The sequence below is a fragment of the Pseudarthrobacter sp. NPDC092419 genome (assembly GCF_044755045.1).
Classification (GTDB): Bacteria; Actinomycetota; Actinomycetes; order Actinomycetales; family Micrococcaceae; genus Arthrobacter.
This window is the reverse complement of sequence record NZ_JBIVQF010000005.1, coordinates 52,465-73,314: the sequence shown is the minus strand read 5'-3', so window position 1 is coordinate 73,314 and position 20,850 is coordinate 52,465. Positions and strand designations below refer to the sequence as shown.

Annotated in this window: 19 protein-coding genes; 8 read left to right on the top strand and 11 right to left on the bottom strand. The window is 67.5% G+C overall.

The features are described from left to right. The first annotated feature begins 66 nt into the window (after positions 1–66). Entirely contained in the window at positions 67–975 is a 909-nt protein-coding gene (locus ACIQC0_RS09770) for a carbohydrate ABC transporter permease (RefSeq protein WP_400534637.1), read from the top strand. Beyond that, on the top strand, positions 975–1,883 hold the full coding sequence (locus ACIQC0_RS09765; protein WP_377214534.1) for a carbohydrate ABC transporter permease: 909 nt from the start codon (positions 975–977) through the stop codon (positions 1,881–1,883). Before ACIQC0_RS09770 ends, ACIQC0_RS09765 begins: the two co-directional genes overlap by 1 nt. A gap of 169 nt (positions 1,884–2,052) precedes the next feature. Here the strand turns inward: ACIQC0_RS09765 and ACIQC0_RS09760 are convergent, their stop codons facing one another. Next, on the bottom strand, positions 2,053–2,376 hold the full coding sequence (locus ACIQC0_RS09760) for a hypothetical protein (protein ID WP_377214535.1): 324 nt from the start codon (positions 2,374–2,376) through the stop codon (positions 2,053–2,055). Positions 2,377–2,581: 205 nt separating this feature from the next. On the opposite strand from ACIQC0_RS09760, the gene ACIQC0_RS09755 reads away from it, so the two are divergent. Then, a complete protein-coding gene (locus ACIQC0_RS09755) occupies positions 2,582–4,108 on the top strand; it encodes an FAD-dependent monooxygenase (RefSeq protein ID WP_400534634.1) in 1,527 nt (508 codons plus the stop codon). A 30-nt stretch (positions 4,109–4,138) separates the two neighbouring features. On the opposite strand, the gene ACIQC0_RS09750 is transcribed toward ACIQC0_RS09755, so the two are convergent. Then, positions 4,139–4,483, bottom strand: coding sequence for a hypothetical protein (locus ACIQC0_RS09750; protein WP_377214537.1), 345 nt, complete (start codon positions 4,481–4,483; stop codon positions 4,139–4,141). A gap of 206 nt (positions 4,484–4,689) precedes the next feature. On the opposite strand from ACIQC0_RS09750, the gene ACIQC0_RS09745 reads away from it, so the two are divergent. Then, positions 4,690–5,394 (top strand): esterase/lipase family protein, encoded by a 705-nt coding sequence (locus ACIQC0_RS09745; RefSeq protein ID WP_377214538.1) that lies wholly within the window; start codon positions 4,690–4,692, stop codon positions 5,392–5,394. Beyond that, positions 5,391–6,302: an LssY C-terminal domain-containing protein gene (locus ACIQC0_RS09740; RefSeq protein ID WP_400534632.1), complete on the top strand. Its 912-nt coding sequence runs from the start codon at positions 5,391–5,393 to the stop codon at positions 6,300–6,302. Before ACIQC0_RS09745 ends, ACIQC0_RS09740 begins: the two co-directional genes overlap by 4 nt. Positions 6,303–6,311: 9 nt before the next feature. On the opposite strand, the gene ACIQC0_RS09735 is transcribed toward ACIQC0_RS09740, so the two are convergent. The 9 genes from ACIQC0_RS09735 to ACIQC0_RS09695 form a co-directional block, all read right to left on the bottom strand. Beyond that, positions 6,312–6,770 (bottom strand): hypothetical protein, encoded by a 459-nt coding sequence (locus ACIQC0_RS09735; protein WP_400534630.1) that lies wholly within the window; start codon positions 6,768–6,770, stop codon positions 6,312–6,314. Next, positions 6,763–7,395: a signal peptidase I gene (locus tag ACIQC0_RS09730; RefSeq protein ID WP_400534628.1), complete on the bottom strand. Its 633-nt coding sequence runs from the start codon at positions 7,393–7,395 to the stop codon at positions 6,763–6,765. Before ACIQC0_RS09730 ends, ACIQC0_RS09735 begins: the two co-directional genes overlap by 8 nt. 93 nt (positions 7,396–7,488) lie before the next feature. Continuing rightward, the gene (locus ACIQC0_RS09725; protein ID WP_377214542.1) at positions 7,489–8,094 is read right to left on the bottom strand and encodes a TasA family protein; all 606 of its coding nucleotides are present in this window, start codon (positions 8,092–8,094) and stop codon (positions 7,489–7,491) included. A 176-nt stretch (positions 8,095–8,270) separates the two neighbouring features. Further along, positions 8,271–9,173, bottom strand: coding sequence for a phosphatase PAP2 family protein (locus tag ACIQC0_RS09720; protein ID WP_400534625.1), 903 nt, complete (start codon positions 9,171–9,173; stop codon positions 8,271–8,273). 97 nt (positions 9,174–9,270) lie between these two features. Then, positions 9,271–10,446 (bottom strand): MFS transporter, encoded by a 1,176-nt coding sequence (locus ACIQC0_RS09715; RefSeq protein ID WP_400534623.1) that lies wholly within the window; start codon positions 10,444–10,446, stop codon positions 9,271–9,273. A 25-nt stretch (positions 10,447–10,471) separates the two neighbouring features. Beyond that, positions 10,472–11,908, bottom strand: a complete 1,437-nt coding sequence (locus ACIQC0_RS09710; protein WP_400534621.1) for an ABC transporter ATP-binding protein — start codon at positions 11,906–11,908, stop codon at positions 10,472–10,474. Next, positions 11,905–12,747: an ABC transporter permease gene (locus tag ACIQC0_RS09705; protein WP_400534619.1), complete on the bottom strand. Its 843-nt coding sequence runs from the start codon at positions 12,745–12,747 to the stop codon at positions 11,905–11,907. Before ACIQC0_RS09705 ends, ACIQC0_RS09710 begins: the two co-directional genes overlap by 4 nt. After that, complete coding sequence (locus tag ACIQC0_RS09700; RefSeq protein WP_400534617.1) at positions 12,744–13,733, bottom strand: ABC transporter permease; 990 nt, start codon at positions 13,731–13,733, stop codon at positions 12,744–12,746. Before ACIQC0_RS09700 ends, ACIQC0_RS09705 begins: the two co-directional genes overlap by 4 nt. Beyond that, a complete protein-coding gene (locus ACIQC0_RS09695) occupies positions 13,730–15,298 on the bottom strand; it encodes an ABC transporter substrate-binding protein (RefSeq protein ID WP_400534615.1) in 1,569 nt (522 codons plus the stop codon). Before ACIQC0_RS09695 ends, ACIQC0_RS09700 begins: the two co-directional genes overlap by 4 nt. Before the next feature lie 422 nt (positions 15,299–15,720). Between ACIQC0_RS09695 and ACIQC0_RS09690 the strand changes: the two genes are divergently transcribed. From ACIQC0_RS09690 to menD, 3 genes are all read left to right on the top strand, one after another. Beyond that, on the top strand, positions 15,721–16,728 hold the full coding sequence (locus ACIQC0_RS09690) for an o-succinylbenzoate synthase (RefSeq protein ID WP_400534613.1): 1,008 nt from the start codon (positions 15,721–15,723) through the stop codon (positions 16,726–16,728). A gap of 114 nt (positions 16,729–16,842) precedes the next feature. Continuing rightward, on the top strand, positions 16,843–18,918 hold the full coding sequence (locus tag ACIQC0_RS09685) for a PhoX family protein (RefSeq protein WP_400534611.1): 2,076 nt from the start codon (positions 16,843–16,845) through the stop codon (positions 18,916–18,918). A gap of 159 nt (positions 18,919–19,077) precedes the next feature. Beyond that, positions 19,078–20,775: a 2-succinyl-5-enolpyruvyl-6-hydroxy-3-cyclohexene-1-carboxylic-acid synthase gene (gene menD / locus ACIQC0_RS09680; RefSeq protein WP_400534609.1), complete on the top strand. Its 1,698-nt coding sequence runs from the start codon at positions 19,078–19,080 to the stop codon at positions 20,773–20,775. The last annotated feature ends 75 nt before the right edge of the window (positions 20,776–20,850 follow it).

Genomic DNA, 20,850 nt, shown 5'->3' with positions numbered 1-20,850 from the left:
GAAGCAAGCGCGGCCGATCGCGTCATCCGGCCTCGTTGGGGGCGGACCAGAGCGGGAGGAGATCTTATGGGAACGCGGAAGTACAACCGCCGGGAAGCGCTGGCGGGGTATCTCTTCATTTCTCCCTGGATCCTGGGATTCACCGTCTTCATGCTGGGGGCAATGGCCTACAGCCTGGTGATCTCCTTCAGCCGCTACAACCTGGCCACCGACGTGGCAAGGCCCGCCGGCATCAAGAACTACACGCTGCTCTTCGAGGACCCCAAGGTGGCCGTCTCCCTGGGCAACACCCTGTTCTACGCCGTCATGGCGGTCCCGCTGGAGATCTGCGTGGCACTCGCGCTGGCTCTGCTGCTGAACCAAGTGGGGCGCGGCGCCGGCTTCTTCCGCACGGTTTACTACCTTCCCAAGATGACGCCGTCGGTGGCCACGGCTGCGGTGTTCCTCCTGTTGCTCAACGGAAACACCGGCGCCATCAACCAGGTCCTGGGATTTTTCGGCATCGCGGGTCCTCAGTGGCTCATTGATCCCGCCTGGGTGAAGCCGTCCATCGTGCTGATGACCATCTGGGGCGTGAGCGGGACGATGGTCATCTTCCTGGCCGCGCTCAAGAGCGTGCCGAAGGAACTGTACGAGGTGGCTGCCCTGGACGGGGCGGGGCCCGTGCAGAAGTTCCTCAACATCACACTGCCGATGATTTCCGGGGCCATGTTCTTCAATGTGATCGTCCTGACCATCGCGGCCCTGCAGGTCTTCGACCAGGCCTACCTGCTGTTCTGGCGGGACCAGACCAACGCGTCCCCGGAGGCCTCGCTGTTCTACGGCATCTACCTTTTCCAACAGGCGTTCCGCGAGTTCAACTTCGGCTTCGCTTCAGCCATGGCGTGGGTCCTGTTCCTGATCATCCTGGGAATCAGCCTGGTCCAAGTGAAGCTTGGCAACAGATTTGTTTACTACGAAGGGGAGAAGCGCTGATGGCCACCACCTCTGTCCAGCAGCAGGCGCCGCAGCTCCCTAAAATCAGCTCGGGTAAACCCAGGGCTCGGCCCCGCTTCGGCAAGATTGCCTTGTGGGCGCTGTTGCTGGCCATCAGCGCGGCGTTCCTCTACCCGCTGGTGTGGCTCATCGCCGCCAGCCTCAAGCCACGCGGCGAGGTGTTCGACAACGCCCTGATCCCGCGCACGTTCACCCCCGAAAACTACATCCAGGTCTGGTCCGAACTGCCGCTGGTGAACTGGGTGACCAACAGCTTCCTGATCGCGGTACTTGCGGCCTCCTTCGTCACCATCAGCAGTGCCATGGTGGCTTTCGGCTTTGCATACTTCCGGTTCCCGGGGCGGAACTTCCTATTCGGACTGGTCCTGGCCACCATGATGCTCCCCGGCGCGGTGACGATGGTGCCCCAATACCTGATCTGGAAAAATCTCGGCGCTCTGGGGACCTGGATTCCGCTCTTCGGCATGAACCTCTTCGGTTCGGCGTTCTACATCTTCCTGCAGCGGCAGTTCTTCCTCGGGCTGCCGCGTGAACTATTCGAAGCGGCCCGGATCGACGGCGCGAGCTACTTCGGACTCTTCCGCCGGATCGCCCTCCCGCTGTCCGTCCCCTCGCTGGTAGTGATCTTCATCTTCGAGTTCCAGGCCAGCTGGAACAACCTGCAGTCGGCACTGATCTACCTGAACGCCGGGTCGGTGGAGGGCTTCACCGCGCCGTTGGGTATCGCTTATGCCATGACCAGGTACAGCCCCACCAACGGCGGCCAGGGCGACTACCAGTTCGTCATGGTGGCCACCCTTATCATCACCCTGCCCATGCTGCTGCTCTTCGCCTTCGGACAGCGGCACTTCATTGAAGGCGTGGCCACCGAGGGGCGCAAGGGCTGACGGGCGTCCGCGTCGCCGTTCAGTTTCACGGCGTCCTGTTTAAACCCAAAAGTGCAGCTACCCGTATCTTCAGGTACAGCTGCACTTCGGAGGTTTTAGCACGGCCTTGCGGCCAAAGTTTGGGGGCTTCCCTGGGCCCGTAGCTGGGCGCGGCGGGAGCCGGAACGTTTTATGCGGCGAGCGGCGCGGCTGCCTGCGCGGTGGCGCGGCGTGGTGCCAGGACGCTGATGGAACACGGCGCCTGCCCGGGGTCGATTTTGACCGGCAGGTGGTGGGTCTCCGAAGACGCCCGGAGCATTTCCAGGGCCGCCTCATCCACGCGGGCGTGGGAGATATCCAGTTCCAGATCGAGGCCGTTCTTGAGGGAGTTTGCCCTCTTGGCCACTACATACAGTGCGTTGACGCTGTGGACGGTGATATGCCCCTTTGCAATCACCTGCGCCTTGGCGTGGTCCAGATCCACCCGGACCACGATGTTGAGCTTCGAATTCATTTGTTGGAAAAACCTTCCCCTGCATTGGCTGCGACGCTGCAGCTTCTTGCCTTGGCCGTTTGCATCAGCCTCAACCAGAGTAGGGGCCGAGTGTGACGTGCGCAACATTTACGCGTTTATTACATCGGATGGGCATATTCGACTCTGGGCGTGGCACCCGTTCCGGCGCAGAATGGGGAGACCACACGGGGACGGGACGGGGCCGATGCAGCGGGATCCAATCGACGTACTGATCGTGGGCGCCGGACCCACGGGGCTGACCCTTGCCGTCCAGCTGGCCCTGCTCGGGGTGCGCATCCGGATCATCGACCGCAGCGCGGACCGGGTCCACGAATCCCGCGCGCTCGCCCTCCAGCCGCGCTCCCTGGAGGTCCTGGCCGGACTCGGCGTGACGGACGGACTCGTGGCGGCCGGCAACCGTGCCGTGCAGGTCAAGCTGCACCTCCGGGACCGGGTCCTCTCCGTGCCGCTGTTCGACCTGGGTCTCGAGGACACCGAATACCCCTACCTCCTGTTCCTGTCCCAGGCAGAGACCGAGCGCCTCCTCGAGGAACGGCTGGCCGGGCTGGGCATCACGGTGGAACGGCAGGTGGAGCTGACGGACCTCACCCAGGACGCCGGTTCCGTGACGGCGGTGCTGCGCCACGCTGGAACCGGCCCTGCCGCCGACGAGACTGTGCGCGCCGCCTACGCCGTGGGGTGCGACGGCGCCCGCAGTGCCGTCCGCCGCATCGCCGGAATCCCGTTCAAGGGCAGCACCTACCCGCAGACCTTCCTCCTCGCCGACGCCGAAGCGGACGGGCTCGAGCGCGGCGCCGCCCATGCGTTCGCCTCAGCGAAGGGCATTTTGCTGTTCTTTCCGCTGGGCTCCCCGGCCACGTGGCGGCTACTGGCCATCAAGCGGACGACGGCGGCCCGGCCACCGGGCGCTCCGGAGGCCACCTTGGATGAAGTCCAGGCAGCCGTCGATGACTACACCGGCGGCACGGTGCGGCTGCACGACGCCGCCTGGATCACGGAATTCCGTATCCACCTGCGCGCCGCCGCCCGCTACCGGTCCGGCCGGCTGTTCCTGGCCGGCGATGCCGCGCACATCCACAGCCCGGCCGGCGCGCAGGGCATGAACACCGGCATCCAGGACGCGGTGAACCTCGGTTGGAAACTGGCGCAGGCCCTCGCCGGCACCGGCGGCCCCAATCTGCTGGACACGTACCAGGCCGAGCGGCAGCCCGTGGGCAAGGCGGTGCTGCGCCTGAGCAACCGGCCGTTCCGGATCGCCACGTCCCTCAATCCGCTGGTCAGGTTCGCCCGGTCCCGGGTATCGCCGGTGGTGGCGCCCCTGGCCGCCAAAGCCACGTGGGGGCGTGCCCGGCTTTTCCGCACCATTTCCGAGCTCGGGATCGGTTACCGGCGCAGCGCGCTGTCGGTCAACGGGCCGGGCCCGCGGGTTAACTGGCGGCAGGTTAGATGGGGGCGCGTTAAATCGCGGCACAGCGGACTGCGTGCCGGAGACCGGCTGCCCGATACGCCCGTGGTCTACGAGGGTGAAACCACCACCCTGCACCGGGTACTCGCCGGCCCGGCATGGCACCTGCTGCACTGGCGCCTGCCGGATGGAGGCGCGGCTCACTACCTGGTGCGCCCGGACGGGTACATCGGCTACTGCTACATGGGAGATAACGACGAGGGGGCCGCCGGGCTGGCGGAGTACCTCAACCGCTGGGTGGGATGACGACGGCGGACGCATCCCGCCGTCGTACGTTCACCCCACCGTTTCCGGGAGCCTCCCGGTGAGCACCGTGACGGCGGCGGCGGACCAGCGCTCGCGCTCCGGTTCGTACGAGATGACCACCGACTCGTCCGACTCCTTTGCCTCATCCATGGACAACAACAGCGCATCCTCCACGTGCCTGGCATACTCAAGCCGGTCGGCGAGGCTGCCCTGGAGGTCGGCGTCGTCGATGAGCGCGTGGCCCTTGCCGTCCACGATGACCTTCAGGGAGTACCCCTGTTCCTCGTGCAGGGAACCCCTCGTGGACGTGATTTCGGTGATTCTGTCTGCCCGGACCAGCCCGTTGCCCAGCGTGCGGATCCATACATCACCCATGGAAAGACCTCCTTGTGGTTGGGGGCGCGGAACAGTGCCCCTAAGGCGAAATGTACTCCTCCGCGGCCCGTTTGTGACCCCCGGATTTTCGTGTGCCTGGCTGCGCAGCGACGCGCGGGCTCGCTGCGCAGGGACAGTCCCTGCGCACCGAACCCGGACCTCGGGCCGCAGGCAGGATCGGGGGAGTGGACCGCTATCCTCGAGACATGACTGAATCCGCCCTCGAGGCCCGGCCCGGCCCCGCACAGAAGGCCCTCTGGTGGCTGCAGGACTACCTGTACGCGGCGGGCTGGCAGGTGCGGGGGATGCTCTCGCGCGTGCAGCCGGGGTCGTTCCACCAGGGCCACCGCAGCCCCGTGGTGATCATCCCCGGTGTGTACGAGAACTGGCAGTTCATGCTCCCGCTCATCCATGCCATCCACGACGCCGGCCACCCGGTCCACGTGGTCACCGTCCTGCAGCGGAACAAGCTGGAGGTCCCGGTGGCGGCACGGCTGGTGGCCCAGCACCTCGAAGAAGCCGGGCTGCGTGATGCCGCGCTGGTGGCGCACAGCAAGGGCGGGCTGATCGGCAAGTACGCCATGCTGAGCCTGGACCCCGAGCAGCGGATCAGCCGGATGGTCACGGTGTGCACCCCGTTCCTGGGGTCGCGTTACGCCCGTTACATGCTGCTGCCCAGCCTCCGGATTTTCTCTCCGCGCAGCGCACTGACCCGGGAACTGGCGCGCGAGGAAACCATCAACAGCCGGATTACCTCGCTGTACGGGCCGTTCGATCCGCACATTCCCGAGGGGAGCGTCCTGCCCGGGGCCACCAACATCGAGCTGCCCGTGGCGGGGCACTTCCGGATCCTGGGCGACCCGGAAACCGCGCGGATCATCGTGGAGCAGCTGAACCTTCCCGGGCAATGACCTTCAACGGAAAATACAACGGCGGCCGGCAGGCGCCGCTGGAACCTGACCACTCGCCGTCGGGCAACCCGGCAGAGCGGCGGCAAAGCAGGTGGGCCACTGTCCTGGCGGTTCTGCAGCGGCTGCTGTACCTGCTGGTGACCGTCGCCGTGGGCTGGGCGGTGTACTACTTCTTCCTCGCGCGGCTGGCCCGCGGACCTGAACAGGCCTGGGTATTCCTGCCCGTGTGGCTGATCCTGGCCTACGCCCTGCTGCCGCGCATCCACAAAATCCTTAGCAGCCTGTACATCCCCGATTACTTCATCGGCCGGGCCAGGACAGGCGACGGTGTGCTCGGCGACCCCGTGAACCTGGCGGTGGTGGGGACCGGGGAGGAGCTGCGGCGGGCGATGCGGACCGCCGGCTGGGTGGAGGCGGATCCGATAACGCCGGGGACGGCGTGGCGGACGCTGACCTCGACGGTGCTGGGGCGGAGCTACCCGGAGGCCCCGGTCAGCGCGCTCTACGTCTTCGGTAATCGGCAGGACCTGGCGTTCCAGCGGGAGATCGACGGGAACCCGCGCAAGCGGCACCACGTCCGCTTCTGGAAGTGCCCTGACGGGTGGATGCTGCCGGGCGGCCTCTCCGTTGACTTCGTGGGGGCCGGGACCTACGACCGCAGCGTGGGGCTCTCGCTTTTCACATTCCAGATCACGCACAAAATCGCCGACCGGACCGACGAGGAACGGGACTTCATCATCGAAACGCTGCGGATAGCCAAGGCCGTGCAGTCCGTCCACGTCATCCGCAACTACTCGAGCGGCTACCACCACCGCAATGGCGGCGGCGACTCCATCCGCACGGACGGGCACCTGCCCATCATCGACCTCTACGAGCCCGGCCGGCCGGATGCGGGTTCGGCCGGATAGGCGTGGTTGCTAGCTGCAGCTGACGGTGCGGGTCAGCGGGGCGGCGCTGCGCCACGTGTTGGTGGAGCTTGCCCGCGTGTAGAGCCCGCGGACCGTGTACGTGTAGTCCACGGTGCTGCCCTTTGCGGCCGAAATGGTCAGCGTGTGTGACTCAATACTCCCGACGGGCTGGACCCGGTTGGTGCTCTCGGTCCCGCTGGTGATAGTGACGTCCAGGAAGTTGGCGTAGGGAACGGTCTCCCTGACGTTGACCGTCAGCGTGAGGGTTTTCTTGCTGGAGCACACCGGGACCACACTGGTGTCGGTGGGGGACCCGATGGTCGCGGTGCCCACCACGGCCTGGGCCACTGCCTGCGTGGTGAATGCCGCCTGGGCGGCCGGGGCTGCCGCAAAGCCAAACAGCAGGCACCCTGCCGAGGCGGCGGCGGCCCAGCACGCAACGGCGTCCCTGGCCGCGGGCCTAGCCATTCTTCCCGGTGGACAGGGCAGGCTCCCGTCGCCAGATGGAACGCAGCACACCAAGCACCAGGATCGCAGGCGCGCCGTACATCAGCGAGTTCAGCACTACAGGCTCGCGGAGGGCGCGGACGGCATGTCCAAGGGCGGGAACAGTGAATACGTGTCTGTGGACGGTTTTGCCGTTCAACGATGCTTCCCAGGGATCCACGCCGTTGTTGGCATCACCCTTGGTGCGGACCGCCGTCGAGCCGTCCGCGGCAGTGAACACCTTGGTGACCCGGTGTGTCTCCACCCTCCTGTCCTCAACCGGGATGCGGTACGTGATGATGTCCCCAGCCCGGATATCGGAGACAGGCACCGGGACGGTGACCACGACGTCGCCCGGATTGATCAGGGGGGACATGGACCCGGTCAACATGGTGGAAGTCTGGTAACCGAAGATCCGGGGACCGACGGCGAGGAACAGCAGGGCGGCGACGGATATGATGACCAGCCCCGTGGTGAGGACGCCGACGGCGCGGCGAACTACTGCCGGCACGGAAGAAGTCCCGCCGTCCACGTGGGGGGTGCGGGGACGGCGGGACAGGGTGGGGGCGCTGCCGGCGGTTACCGCAGGATCGGTTCCGATGCTCATCGCGGTGCAGCCCCCTGGGTTGAGTTTGTGATCCTGCGGTGGTGTTGCCCGGCGCAGCCAGCTTCTCGACGGCGCCGGGCAAATCTCGGTGGCCTAGCTGACCTTGCTGGTGCGCTGGGTGGCGTCGAAGGTGAACTTGATGGTGGTGGTCAGGCCCTGGAAACTGTTGTCCGCCGTGGCGGGCAAAGAGGTGGTGATCTTCAGGTTGTCCGAGGCCCCGGCCGTCACCGAGGCGAGGTTGCTAAGCGCGCGGGCGCCCAGGACGCCTGTGGTGGCCAGGACCGTTTGGGAAGTGCCGCCGCAGGTGTCGGGGCCGTCGGCTACGGTGGTCCACGTCGTGCTGCAGGACTCAATTTTCAGCTGAAGGCCGTTGGTGGCGTCGGTAGTGAGGACGTTCGCCGTGGCACCTGTCGGAAGCGCGGTGGTGAGCGTAACGGTGTTGAAGCCGGAAGTACCGGCGTTGCTGAGCGTTGCAACCCTCTCCACCGAGTCGCCGGGCAGGAGTCCCGTGACGGTGGTGGTGAGCGTGCCGTTGGCCAGATCGATGTTGGTGCTGCCGGCCGTGACCTGCTGGTCTGCTGCGGTGGTGCTGTCCGTGAATCCACCGTACGTGCCGAGGCCGGCTACTGCAGCCGCCGTTCCGACAAGTGCTGCTGAGGCCAGGACCTTGCCGGCCGTGGTGCTGATGCTGAGACCCATGAGAATGTCCTTTGTGTGTCAAAAGGCCCGCTCCCCACGCGGACCGGCCGCCCCCCAGTGGACCAGCCGTACGCCGAATTTTTTGGTTCCGGCACAACACATCCTTCCCGGGGCACATCAAATTACGCCGGTGTATTTCATCAAGGTTTGCTCAAATTTGGCGATGTTTTCGCAGGTCAGCGCGTTGACGCGTCCCGGCGCCGGGCGGCAAAAGCGAACAGCGACGTGGTGGCCACGGCGCCCAGATATCCTGCGATGACGATCAGCGCAATGCCCGCCCAGAAGTAGTTGGTGCTGCTGGCCTGCGGCCCCCCGGGCGCGATCAGGGCCAGCGAATACACGGCAACAGCAGCTGAGACCAGCCCGATGGCGACCGGCAGGGTCAGCCACATCCGCGCCGATCCCAGGTGCCGGCCAAAGCCTTCCCACGCGTTCCACATGCCGCGGCGCATGATCAGCCAGCCCGCCGGAATCATGAACGCGCCCACGACCAGGAAGGCGGCCACCACGTCGGCCGGCCGGTGCCACTGGTTGATCAGGGTGGACACGCCGGATGCGATCGCGAACGTCCCGCCGACGAAACCGGCCATCGGACGCCACCGCGGCGATGCCATCAGGAACACCGCAGCCGCCGCCGACGCAGCCAGCGTGGTGTGGCCAGAGGGGAGCGAATTCAGCTCCAGCGTGATCACACCCTTGTCCGGGCGGGCCGGGAGCAGCGCCTTGAGCACCTGCGTGGCCACGTTCGCGCCCACGCACGCGCTGATGGCAATCGCCGCCTCCGCCCAGTGCCGCCTGATGACGGTCACAAACAGGACCACGACGGCGGCCATCACCAGTGAGATGGTGGGCAGCAGGTCAAGGAACTTGGTGCTCGCCTTGCCGGCCGGACCGTGGATTTCCACCGCTTCCACCAGCGCGGACTCGTCGATGAACTGGCCCGTGGTCGTCTGGACAAAAAAGTAGTACGTGGCCACCAGTCCCGCGACGCAGGCCAGGGTGGCCATGGCGAACAGCGCCGCCGAACCCGGAGCAGGGCGCGCTGCTTCCCGGACCTGTGCCAGCCGTGAAAAAGTCATCGGATTAAGCGTGTCACAAAAAGCTGGGAGCCTGCTCCACCCAACTACGTCGCGCTAAGTGCCGCTTTGGGGGCCTCAAAACGGCACTTAGCGCTACCTAGTTGGGCTGGGAGGACGGTGCGGGGGCTGCGTCGAGGCGGGGGAGGGCTGCCGCCGCGATGAGCACCGCCAGCGCACCCAGCCCGAACGGGAGCACCGTCAGCGTGGCGACGCCGCCCACCAGAAGCGGCCCGCCGGCGTCGCCCAGTTCCCGGCCCAGCTCCGCCGAACCCATCGTCCGGCCCATCCGCTCCGGCGGCGTCGTGTCCGCCAGGTGCGCGAACGCCAGCGGGGTCGCCGCGCCAATGCCCGTACCGATTGCCGCAGCCGCAAGGAAAATGGTGACCGGACCGGGGGCTGCCGCCACCAGACCGACGCCTGCGGCGATAAGGAGGAGCCCCGCCGTCGTGCCCTTATTGTCCGAAACCCGGTGGAGGTCGCGCATGCGCCCCATCCATGGCTGCGCCAGGACGGAACCCAGCGCCACCACGCTCACCGCGGCAGTGCCGGCCACTGCGTCCATGCCGTGCCGCGTCGCCAGCGCCGGGAGGAAACCCACAGCCGCGCCGAGGGCCGCCGTCGACGCCGCCAAAACCAGCGTGGGCACCAGGAACCGCCGCTCGCCCACCTGCCGGGCCAGGTCCACGACCGTGTACCGCTGGCGGGGGAGCGGCTCAAGGTGCGGAACTGCCACGAGCACCCACACTGCAGTGACCGCAGCCAGCGCCGACAGCGCTCCGAACAGCAGCGGGAACCCGCCGGCGAAAATCAGCCCCGCACCCAGCAGCGGCCCGATGATGTAGCCCAGGCTCTTCCACGACCCGTAGCGCCCAAAGTAGGTGCCCGCCTGGCCGCCGCGCGCCAGCCTGGCCACCATCGCAGAGGACGACGGCGAGAAGGCCGACGCCGCCGCGCCCTGGCCGAGGCGGGCGAGGGCGAGCATGAAGGGATCCGCCGCCCACAGCCCGATCAGCGACAGTGCGGCGAAGCCCAGGAGGCCGCCCACGATCACCGGTTTGGGCCCGATCCGGTCACTCAACGCGCCGAAGACAGGCTTGAGGAACACCTCGGACACGTCGTAGAGCGCCAGCAGGATGCCCAGGTTCAGGAGGGTCAGGCCGATGTTGTCACTCTGCGCACCCAGGCCGGCCGCGATGCTGTGCGCACCGAAGGCCGTGACGAACCCGGCGGCATAGAGGGGCGCGGTGGCTGCTCTTGTCGTAGTGATGCTCATGCCCTTTTGGAGTAGTTGTGGTGCCTTAGGCGATCTGCTCCAGAATACGTTGGCTGCCCTCGACTCCCGGCAGTGACATGTGGCGGGTGGTGACGGCGGCGGCGAGGTTGTGGTCGTGGGTGACGAGCACCAGCCCCGCGTCATGCTCGGTGACCTGGTCCATCAGGCAGCTCATGGTTTCCTCCTGGGTGAGTAGGTCCAGGCGGGATGTGGGTTCGTCCGCGAAGAGCACTTTTGGTTTGACCAGCATGGCCCGGATGATCGCCAGGCGCTGCAGTTCCCCGCCGGAGACACTGGCAGGCCAGCGGTCCAGCAATGCGTGGTCGAGGCCGAGCCGGTCCAGGAGCACTCCGACCCGGCGCGGGTCTGCACGGTGGCGGCGGACCACGTCGTTGAAGCTGTCCTTGATCCTGACCCGGGGCGCGAAGGCGACGGCAGGGTCCTGGTAGAGCTTCTGTGCCTGGCCTCCGGACAAACCGTGGTGCTGGACCGTTCCCGTGTCGGGGCGGAGCAGCTTGAGCAGGATCCCTCCCAGCGTGGTCTTGCCGCAGCCGCTGGGGCCGGTCAGCGCGAGTCGTTCCCCGGCGGCAATCTTCAGGTCGAGGCCCTCGAAGAGGGGGCGGTCGCCGTAGGCTTTGCGCAGGCCCGTTGCCTCAATGAGGGTGGTGCTGCCGCAGTTAGGGGTGCCCCGCCAGGACGGGTTCCATTGGCTGGGCTCAGCCGCGAGCAGCCGGCGGGTCCATGGGTGGGCCGGCGCCGTGAGCACCTGGTCTGCGGGACCCTGCTCGACGATGGCGGCCTGTTGCATGACCAGGACTGTTCCGCCCAAGGCCCGCGCGAGGTCCAGGTCATGGGTGATGGTCAGCAGTGAGCCGCCGCGCCCGACGTGCTGGATAAGCATCTCGGCCAGGGCGTCCCGGGATCCATTGTCCAGGCCCTTGGACGGTTCATCGGCAATGAGCACTGCCGCCCCGCCCATGGTGGCCGCCGCGAACGCCACCCGTTGCGCCATGCCGCCGGAGAGGGTGTGCGGATAGGACCTGCCGACTCCGTCCAGGCCCAGTCCGGAGAGACGTTGCTCAGCCCGGGTGAGCGCCGTTCGCCGCCCGAGCCGGTTCTTGAGGAACGCGGGGTTTCCCTCGGCAACCTGGGCGCGCACCGGCATGGTTGGATCGAGCGCAAGGACCGGCTCCTGGGGAAGCAGGGCGAGGTGCCGCCCCCACAGCCGCTGCTGCGCGCCGGTGTCCGACAGGGAAGACCATTCGTCGCCGATGCGGAGCCGTCCGGTGACGTCCAGGCTCGACGGGAGGCTTCCCATCAGGGCGTGGGCCAGGAGGGACTTGCCGGACCCGCTTTCTCCTACGATGGTCACCGCCCGGCCGGGTTCCAGCGTCATTCCGGGGACGTCCACCAGGGTGCGGCGGTTGTGACTGACACAGACGTCGAGCAGTTCGATGGTCATCGGCGGTCCTCCTGGGAACGAAGTCCGAGCAGCCCCACCAGCAGCAGGAGCAGTACCGCAACAGGCGCCACCACCATCCAGGGGGCTTCGTGATAGTAGGGGAGGGCTTCTGTGATCAGCAGTCCCAGTTCAGCGGCAGGGGGTTTCAGGCCGACGCCGACATAGCTGAGCGTGGACATGGCCAGCACCGCGGTGACCAGGCCGAGTGTGGCCATGCTCAGCAGTACGGGCGCAAGCTCCGGCAGGAGGTGGCGCCGCACGATGTGCACCGGTCCCAGTCGCAGCATGGTGGCTGCCTCCACCGCGGGACTGGCCAGGATGCTGACGGAACGGGCCCGCACCACCCGGAAATACTCGACCCACTGGGCCAGTGCGATACCGAGGTAGATCGTCCACAGCTGCCCGGACGCCAGCGCCGCGAAGATGAGCACGATCAGCAGGGCAGGCAGCGCCAGGAAAACCTCCGAGATGCCGAGCAGCACCTGGTCCAGCCAGCCACGCCGCCATGCCGCGAGCAGGCCCAAGGAAATGCCGGCTATGGCGGCTGTGGCCACGCACAGTGCCGCCAGCCCTAGCGACAGCCTCGTGGCGTGTGCCAGCCGGGCCAGCACGCTGCGTCCCAGGTGGTCATGGCCCAAGGGCTCTATCGGCGAAGGGGGCTGCAGGAACTGGCTGAGGTCCTGTCCCGAATACTCTCGCCACACCAGCGGGCCGATGAGGGCAAAGAGCACCAGGGCTGTGAGCAGTGCGGCGGAAACCAGCCGGGCGGTGTCGGCGCTGCGGAATCGTTCCGCCATACTCCATTGGATGGCGGGCTGCAGTTGGGTGCGGGTGGTCATCGGTCCTCCCGGGTACGGGGGTCAAGGGCGAGTACGGCGAGATCCACTGCCGTCGAAACAACGACGACGATGAGGGCCAGCGCCAGGACGGTCGCCTGCATGGCGGGAACGTCACGCCAGAAAACTGCGTGCACCAGGGCGTGGCCCAGCCCGGGCCAGGCGAAAAGGCTCTCAACCACCACCACGCCTTCCACCAGGATGAGGACCTGCACGCCGACGTAGGCCACTAATGTCACCCCGGCGTTGCGCAGCACGTGCCGGGCAAGCACCATTTTCTGTGCCAGCCCCTTGGTCCGTGCGAAGTGGACCTGCTCGGACTGCAGGATCCGGGCAACAGTATCCCGGGTCACCCGCGCGAAAAGTCCGGACAGGCCGATGGCCAGGGTCAAGGCGGGGAGTACGATATTGCGGCCCTCGCCGTGGCCGGCTGCCGGAACCCAGCCCAGCTGGACGGAGAACACGATGATGAGCAGCAGTCCGAGGACGAAGGGCGGTAAAGCGCGGACGAGTGCAACGTAGGTGTCGGTGAGCCGGTCAAATGCCCCGCCCCGGGAGCGGGCAGCGAGTACTCCGATAACCGCGCCTACAGCGACCGAGACCAGCAGCGCCACTGCGGCCAGCTGCAGGGTGGCTGAAAGGTGATGGCCCAGTTCACCGATGACCGGGGCGCCGGTCACCAGGGAGGCTCCAAAATCCAGGCGCACCGCGTCCAGGATCCAAGCGCCGAGCTGCTCCCATGCCGGCGCGTCCAGGTTCAGGTCCGCGCGGACTTCGGCAGCGGTGGCGGCATCCACCTTGTCATAGCCGTAGCGCCCGGCCGCGATGCGGAAGGCGATATCGCCCGGCAACTGCTGGACGATGACGAAGCAGGTAACAGTGACCACCAGGGCCACACCGGCCGCCTGGGCGGCGCGGCGCACGAGGATCCGCGCGGCAGCGGCCGCAAGCGAAGGGCCGGCCGCAGCCTGGAGTGCGGTCACACTCATTTGGCGTAGGAAGCTGAGGCCAGGTTCCAGCTGCGCTCCAGCGGGTCAAGGACGAACCCCTCAACGGAATCGTTGACGATCACGCTCTGGCGGTACCAGGAGACGGGGATGACCGGCAGTTGGTCCTGCAGTGTGCCCGCTACTGCCTCCCGGGCGGACTGTGCCTTTTCGCCGGTGTGGTCAGGGTCCGTGGCCAGGCGGCCCAACGCATTCTGCATTCCCGCATCGCTCCAGTTCATGGCGCCCCAGTCGCCGCCGCCAGCAGCGTAGTCCTTCAGCAGGGTCACCGTGGGGTCCGGCACCAGGGCGAAGTTGCGGGTGAAGAGTGCCATGTCCAGCGAACCATCGGCGTGGCCTGCGGGAATCTCACTGGAGTTGTCCACCCGTACGTCGACGGTGACGCCTACCTCAGCCAGAGCCGCCTGGATGGCGGTGGCCATGGTCGGCAGTTCGGCACGGTCCGGGAACGTCAGCAGGGTCAGCCGGAGGGGTTTCCCGTCCTTCTCCCGGACGCCGCCGGAACTCTTGGACCAGCCGGCTTCATCCAGGAGGGCAGCGGCACGGTCAAGATCCTGGGCCAGGGGTTCCAGTGCCTTGTCATGCCACGCCTCCAGGGACGGCGGGAACATCTGCGTGGCGGCGATGTCGGGGTCCCGCAGCACGGCAGTGGCCATCGCCGGACGGTCCAGGGCCAGGGACAGCGCCTTGCGCACCCGCTCATCGGACAGGGCGGGATGTTCGGCGTTGAGCTTCAGCACGATGGTACGCGGCAGCAGCGCGGATTCCACCCGGACCCCTGGCTTGCCCTTGATCCGCTGCAGGCTGGTCGGGTCCATCCCGAAGGTGATGTCGGCCTGTCCGCTCTCGGCCATCAGGGCGCGATTCTCAGCCCGGCCCACGCTCTTGTAGACCACCCCCTCAACGGCAGGTGCCTGTCCCTCGTAACCGTCAAAAGCTTTCAGCTCGATCCGTGCGGGCGGCGCCACCTCCACCACTTTGTACGGGCCGGACCCCACCACCTGCGTCACCGTTCCGTCCTTGGCGTAGGAGGACGGGGCCAGGATCTGGGTGCTGGTGGCGGCAAGGACTGCCGGTAGCGGGGCGAACTGCTTAGACAGCTCGATGACGACAGTTTCGCCGTGGGCACGGACTGCCGTGATCGGTGCCGTGGCGAGGGTGTTGGCTTCAGAGGTTCGGGCCTTTTCCAGGGCTGCGACGACGGCTGCCGCATCTACCGGAGTTCCGTCGTGGAACGATGCCCCTTCCCTTAGCGTGAATTCCCAGGACAAGCCATTTCCTGCCGCCTTCCAGTGAGTGGCGAGGCCGGGGCGGAGGCGGCCGGCGCCGTCGGCGTCCACCAGGGTTTCAGCTACCTGGAGGCGGGTGAAGATGCCCTCCGCGGCAGCGGGGTCCAGGCTGTGGACTTCGTAGGGGCCGATGACATCAAGCACGTCCTTGCCGGCGGCGCCTCCCGCATTGTGGGGAGTGCTGCCGCAGGCCGTCAGCGCAGCAAGGGAAAAGGTGACTGCGGCGGCGGCCGACAGCAGGAAGGAGCGCAAAGGCATGGGTGTTTCCTAGGTTGAAAGGTGTGCGGGTGCGGGCACGGGCGCCGCGGTCTTGCTGACGTCTGGATCTACTGGGCGCCCGAAGGGGTGGGCGCAGACCGGAGCGGCGGCTGCGGGCAGCAGGGGGCTGCGCATGACGCTTCGGCTGCCCGCCGGTCCTCCCGCTCCCGGTCGAGGGCCTGTTTGGCTTTCTTGCGCACTTTGCTCTTGGGCATGGGTTCCTAAACGTGGATAGCGGGGGCGGGCCCAAGGAACTCTATATGAGAAGGATTCTCATTAGCAAAAGGCGACTGACATCTCTGTACGGAAATGCGTAACTTTTGGCAGTGAGTCCGGCTCCAGCCGCCAACCCAGGGTCCGCCCCGGCCCGCGGGCCCCAAAAGTTACGCAAACCCGCAGGGGGCGCTCGGTACAGTGAACGGATGCCCCCGCTTTCCGCCGCTGTCCCGCCAGAAATGCCGCCGCTCGAACAACTCCTGGCCGGCGCACACGTGGTCAGCCTTCCCATGCGGGTAAAGTTCCGCGGCGTGACGGCCCGGGAGTCGCTGCTGATTCAGGGCCCGGCGGGATGGGGGGAATTCTGCCCGTTCCCCGAGTATGGCGACGCGGAGGCCTCCCGCTGGCTAGCAGCTGCCGTCGAGGCCGCCTGGCAGGGTTTCCCTGCGCCGCTGCGCGACAGTATCCCCGTTAACGCCACGATTCCGGCCGTCCCCGCGGACCGTGTGCCGCAGTTGCTGGCCCGCTTCGGTCGCGTGGACGCTGTGAAGATCAAGGTCGCGGAGCAGGGTCAAAGACTCGCCGAGGACGTCGCCCGCGTGGAGGCCGTCCGCGCAGCCCTTCCGCAGGCCGCCCTCCGGGTGGACGCGAACGGAGGCTGGGACGTGCCAGGGGCTGTCGAGGCACTGACCCGACTCGCCGCCGTCGGCCTTGAATACGCTGAGCAGCCCGTGCCGTCCATCGAGGGGCTGGCGGCCGTGCGCGCTCAACTGCGGGACGCCGGGACGCCTGTCCTGATCGCCGCGGACGAGAGCGTGCGCAAGGAAACCGACCCCCTCCGCGTGGCCCGAGCCGGCGCGGCGGACCTGATCGTGGTCAAGGTGGCGCCGCTTGGGGGAGTGCGGCGCGCGCTGGAGATCGTGGCGCAGGCCGGGCTGCCCGCCGTCGTAAGTTCGGCGCTGGACACGTCCGTGGGAATCCGCGCCGGCCTGGCGCTCGCTGCGTCCCTGCCGGAATTGCCGTACGCGTGCGGGTTGGGGACAGTGTCGCTGTTCGAGTCGGACGTAACCCTGGACCCCTTGACGGCCGACGAAGGCGCCATCCGCCTCCGCGACGCGGCCCCCGACGCCGGGCTGCTGGAGCGCTATGCGGCTCCCGCGGAACGGCGCGATTGGTGGCTGGCCCGGCTCCGCCGCGTCCACGCCCTGCTCTGAGAGCGTTCCTGTAGGCAACTCTCAGTTCACCTGGACTTCACCTTGGCGACCCCTGCGTGTAGGAAACGGCTGGCAGGGTGGGCGGGACCCCACAAAGGATTTTGGAAGGCCCCCATGTCTGAAACGACTGCCCGTAAGTTCCCCCTCCTGCCGATGCTCGGCCACACCAAGGGCAAGCGCAGCGCCGTTACCTGTGCGCTCAAGTGCGACAACGCCTGTGCCGGCGATGTCTGCAACACCAGCTCCAACAGCTACTTCCGCGACATCGCCTCCGCAACGATGTCCCGCCGCGCCGCCCTGGGCTTTGGTGCCGCCGGTGCCCTCGCCGTCGTACTCGGGGGTGCTGTCACCTCGCCGGAGAAGGCGAACGCCGCCGGCCTGTCCAAGGCAGCCACCGAGGGCTTCGCCAAGTCGAAGCTCCAGTTCTCTCCCATTCCGTCGATTGACGCCATGGTGGACGCTGTTACTGTCCCCGAGGGCTTCACCTGGAAGCCGGTCATCCGCTGGGGCGACCCGATGTTCAACGACGCCCCGGTGTTCGACATCAGCAACCAGACGGTTGAGGCGCAGGAAAAGCAGTTCGGCTACAACAACGACTACACGGATATCCTCGAGATTCCGGGCAGCAAGGGCCGCCGGGCAGTCATGTTCTCCAACCACGAGTACACCAACGACGCCCTCATGTTCCCGCCCACAATGCCGGCAGAGCAGGTCCGCGCCGTGGGCCAGGCCGCACACGGGCTGTCCGTCGTGGAACTGGAGCGCCACAACAAGAACCAGCCGTGGACCTACGTCAAGGGTGCCGGGCTGAACCGCCGCTACCTGAACAGCACCGTCTACGAACTGACCGGCCCCGCTGCCGGTTCCGCCCTGGTCAAGACCGTGGAGGACCCCGCAGGCCGCTTCATCAAGGGCACGCTGGGCAACTGCGCCGGCGGCACCACGCCGTGGGGCACCATCCTGTCCGGCGAGGAGAACTTCCAGGGCTACTTCGTTGGCAATGGCACCTCGGCGTCAGACAAGCGCTACGGCCTGACCTCCAAGGCCACCGCCCGCAAGTGGGAACTGGACGACCCGCGCTTCGACACCCGCAACGCCGGCTACGAGAACGAGGCCAACCGCTTCGGCTACATCGTGGAAGTTGACCCGTTCGACCCCACGTCCACCCCGAAGAAGCACTCGATGCTGGGCCGCTTCAAGCACGAGGGCGCCAACGTGATCATCGCCGAGTCCGGCCACGTGGTGGCCTACTCCGGCGACGACGAGCGCTTCGACTACCTGTACAAGTTCGTCTCCAAGGACAAGTACATCGAAGGCGACCGCAAGCACAACATGACGCTGCTCTCTGCCGGCAGCCTGTACGTCGCACGCTTCACCGGCAACTCACCGGCAGCGGAGATCGATGGCACCGGCAACGTTCCGTCCGACGGCGCCTTCGACGGCATCGGCGAATGGCTGCCCCTGGTGGTGGACGGCAAGTCCGCCGTTCCGGGCATGTCCGTCGAGGAAGTCCTGGTTTACACCCGCCTCGCGGCGGACAAGGTCGGTCCCACCAAGATGGACCGGGCCGAGGACGTGGAGCCCAGCCTGCACACCGGCAAGGTCTACGTGGCCTGCACCAACAACTCCGCACGTGGCACCGGCACGAAGGAAGGCGCCACCGAGGTCAACCCGCGCAACCAGAACCGCGACGGCCACATCGTGGAAATCACCGAAACCGGCGACCAGACCTCCACCACCTTCACATGGAACCTGCTGATGGTGTGCGGCGATCCGGCCCAGGGGGACGTCACCTACTTCTCCGGCTTCCCGGTGGACCAGGTTTCGCCCATCTCCTGCCCGGATAACCTTGCCTTCGACTCTGTGGGCAACCTCTGGATCTCCACGGACGGTGCACCCAGCGGCATCGGCCGCGCCGACGGGCTCTTCAAGGTCACCTTGGAAGGTGCTGAACGCGGCAAGGTGGAGCAGTTCCTGGCTGTCCCGCGCGATGGAGAGACCTGCGGACCGATCATCCACGACGAAGAGCGCACCGTGTTCGTCGCCGTGCAGCACCCGGGCGAGGACGGCTCGTTCGAGAACCAGGTGTCCTTCTTCCCGGACTACGTTCCGGCAGGTACGACGCCGGCACCGGGCCAGGCGCGCGCGCCCCGGCCGTCAGTGATCCAGGTGTTCCGCACGGACGCTTAGGTCCCGTTCCCTCCCGCCTCCCCGGGACGCTCTCTCACTTCCTGCGGTTTCGGGCAAACGCTCTCTCACCCTTCGTGCCTTACGGTTCGCAAGGTGAGAGAGCGTTTGGGTTTAAGCGACGGTAAGTGAGAGAGCGTCCGGGGGTGGGAGACTGGTTTGGTGACTTTCCTGAACTCCCTCGAGGCGGCGCGGATCGCCGTCGGGATAATGCTCGACGGCGGTGTGCGGCACGTGGTGGTCTGTCCCGGTTCGCGGTCCGCGCCTATGGCCTACGCGCTCGCAGAGGCGTCCGCAGCGGGGCGGGTGGAGCTGCTGGTCCGCATCGACGAGCGCTCAGCCGGGTTCACCGCGCTCGGCCTGGCGCTGTCCACCGGCTCCCCGGCGGCCGTGCTCACCACATCCGGGACCGCCGTCGGAAACCTGATGCCGGCGGTGATGGAGGCCAACCACGCCGCCGTCCCGCTGCTGGTCATCTCCGCCGACCGGCCCGAAGAGCTCCGCGGAACCGGCGCCAACCAGACCACCGTGCAGCCTGACCTCTTCGGTGAGCAGGTCCGGTTCGCCGTCGACGTTCCGGCCGGGACCGATCCCGGGCGTGCCGTGGAAACCGCCCTCTCCGCCGCCACCGGGGCGTTCCCGGACCTCCCGCCGGGGCCAGTGCAACTGAACCTCGCTTTCCGGGATCCGCTGGTCCCGGCGGCCGGCGAGAAGCTGCCTCCCCCCGCCGGACGGCAGCGTTTCCGGATGGGCGCCGAACCGCTGGTGATGAACCTGCCCCCGGCGCCGGACCACCTCCCGGAGCGGCGCACCGTGGTCCTTGCCGGACACGACGCCGGACCCGTGGCGGAGGCATTCGCGCGCGCCCACAACCTGCCGCTCCTGGCGGAGCCGTCCTCCAACGCCCGCTTCGGCCCCAACGCCGTGGGCCCGTACCGGCTGCTGCTGGAGCACTTCGGACCGGACTCAGGGCAGCCCATCGAGCGCGTGATCCTGTTCGGCCGGGCCACGCTGTCCCGCCCGGTGGCCGCGCTCCTGGCCCGGGCAGATGTCCCGTCCGCGCTGTACCAGCCCGTTCCCGTCGCCTGGTACGAGCCCGGCCGGCGCACCGAACTGCCCCTGGAAAGCCTTGCCGACCTCGCCGATTTCGCCGGCCGGGGGAGCGCCGGCTGGCTTGATGCCTGGCTGCTGGCCGGGTCTGCCGCGCAACACGCCCTGGACGGTGTGCTGGCCGCGGATGCGCCCGCCACCGGCCCGTCCGTCGCCTCACTGGTGTGGAAGCACACGCGCGGGCAGCTGCTCCTGGGCTCCTCGAACGGGATCCGCGACGTGGACCTGGCCGGCCTGCCCTCGCCGGAACCTGCGGCCACCGTCTACGCCAACCGCGGCCTGGCCGGGATCGACGGCACCGTTTCGACCGCTACCGGCTTGGCGGTCGGCGGCGGCCAGGACACCACCGTCCTGCTGGGCGACGTCACCTTCCTTCACGACGCCGGCGGCCTGCTCCTGGGCGCCGCCGAAGACGAACCCGCGCTTCGGATCGTGGTCCTCAACGACGCCGGCGGGGCTATTTTTGGACTCCTGGAGCACGGTGCGGTGGAGGATTCCGGGAACTACGGAGACGCCGTCGAACGCCTCTTCAGCACCCCGCACTCCGTGGATCTGGCGGCACTCGCCGCAGCGTACGGCGTCGGACATTCAGCGGTAAGTACGACGGCGGGACTCGCCGAAGCGCTGGCCCAGCCGTTGCAGGGGCGCACCATCATCGAGGTGCGGACGGACCGGCGGGGGCTGCGGGCACTGCACGCCCGCATCAAGGAAGCCGTTGCCGCGGCGGTAGAGGGAGTACTGGCCGGGTAGTCGCTGCACCGGTTCGGACTTCCGCGCCGGTTTCGGACTGCGGCTGCCCGGTCCCCGGATGCGGATGTCCGGAAC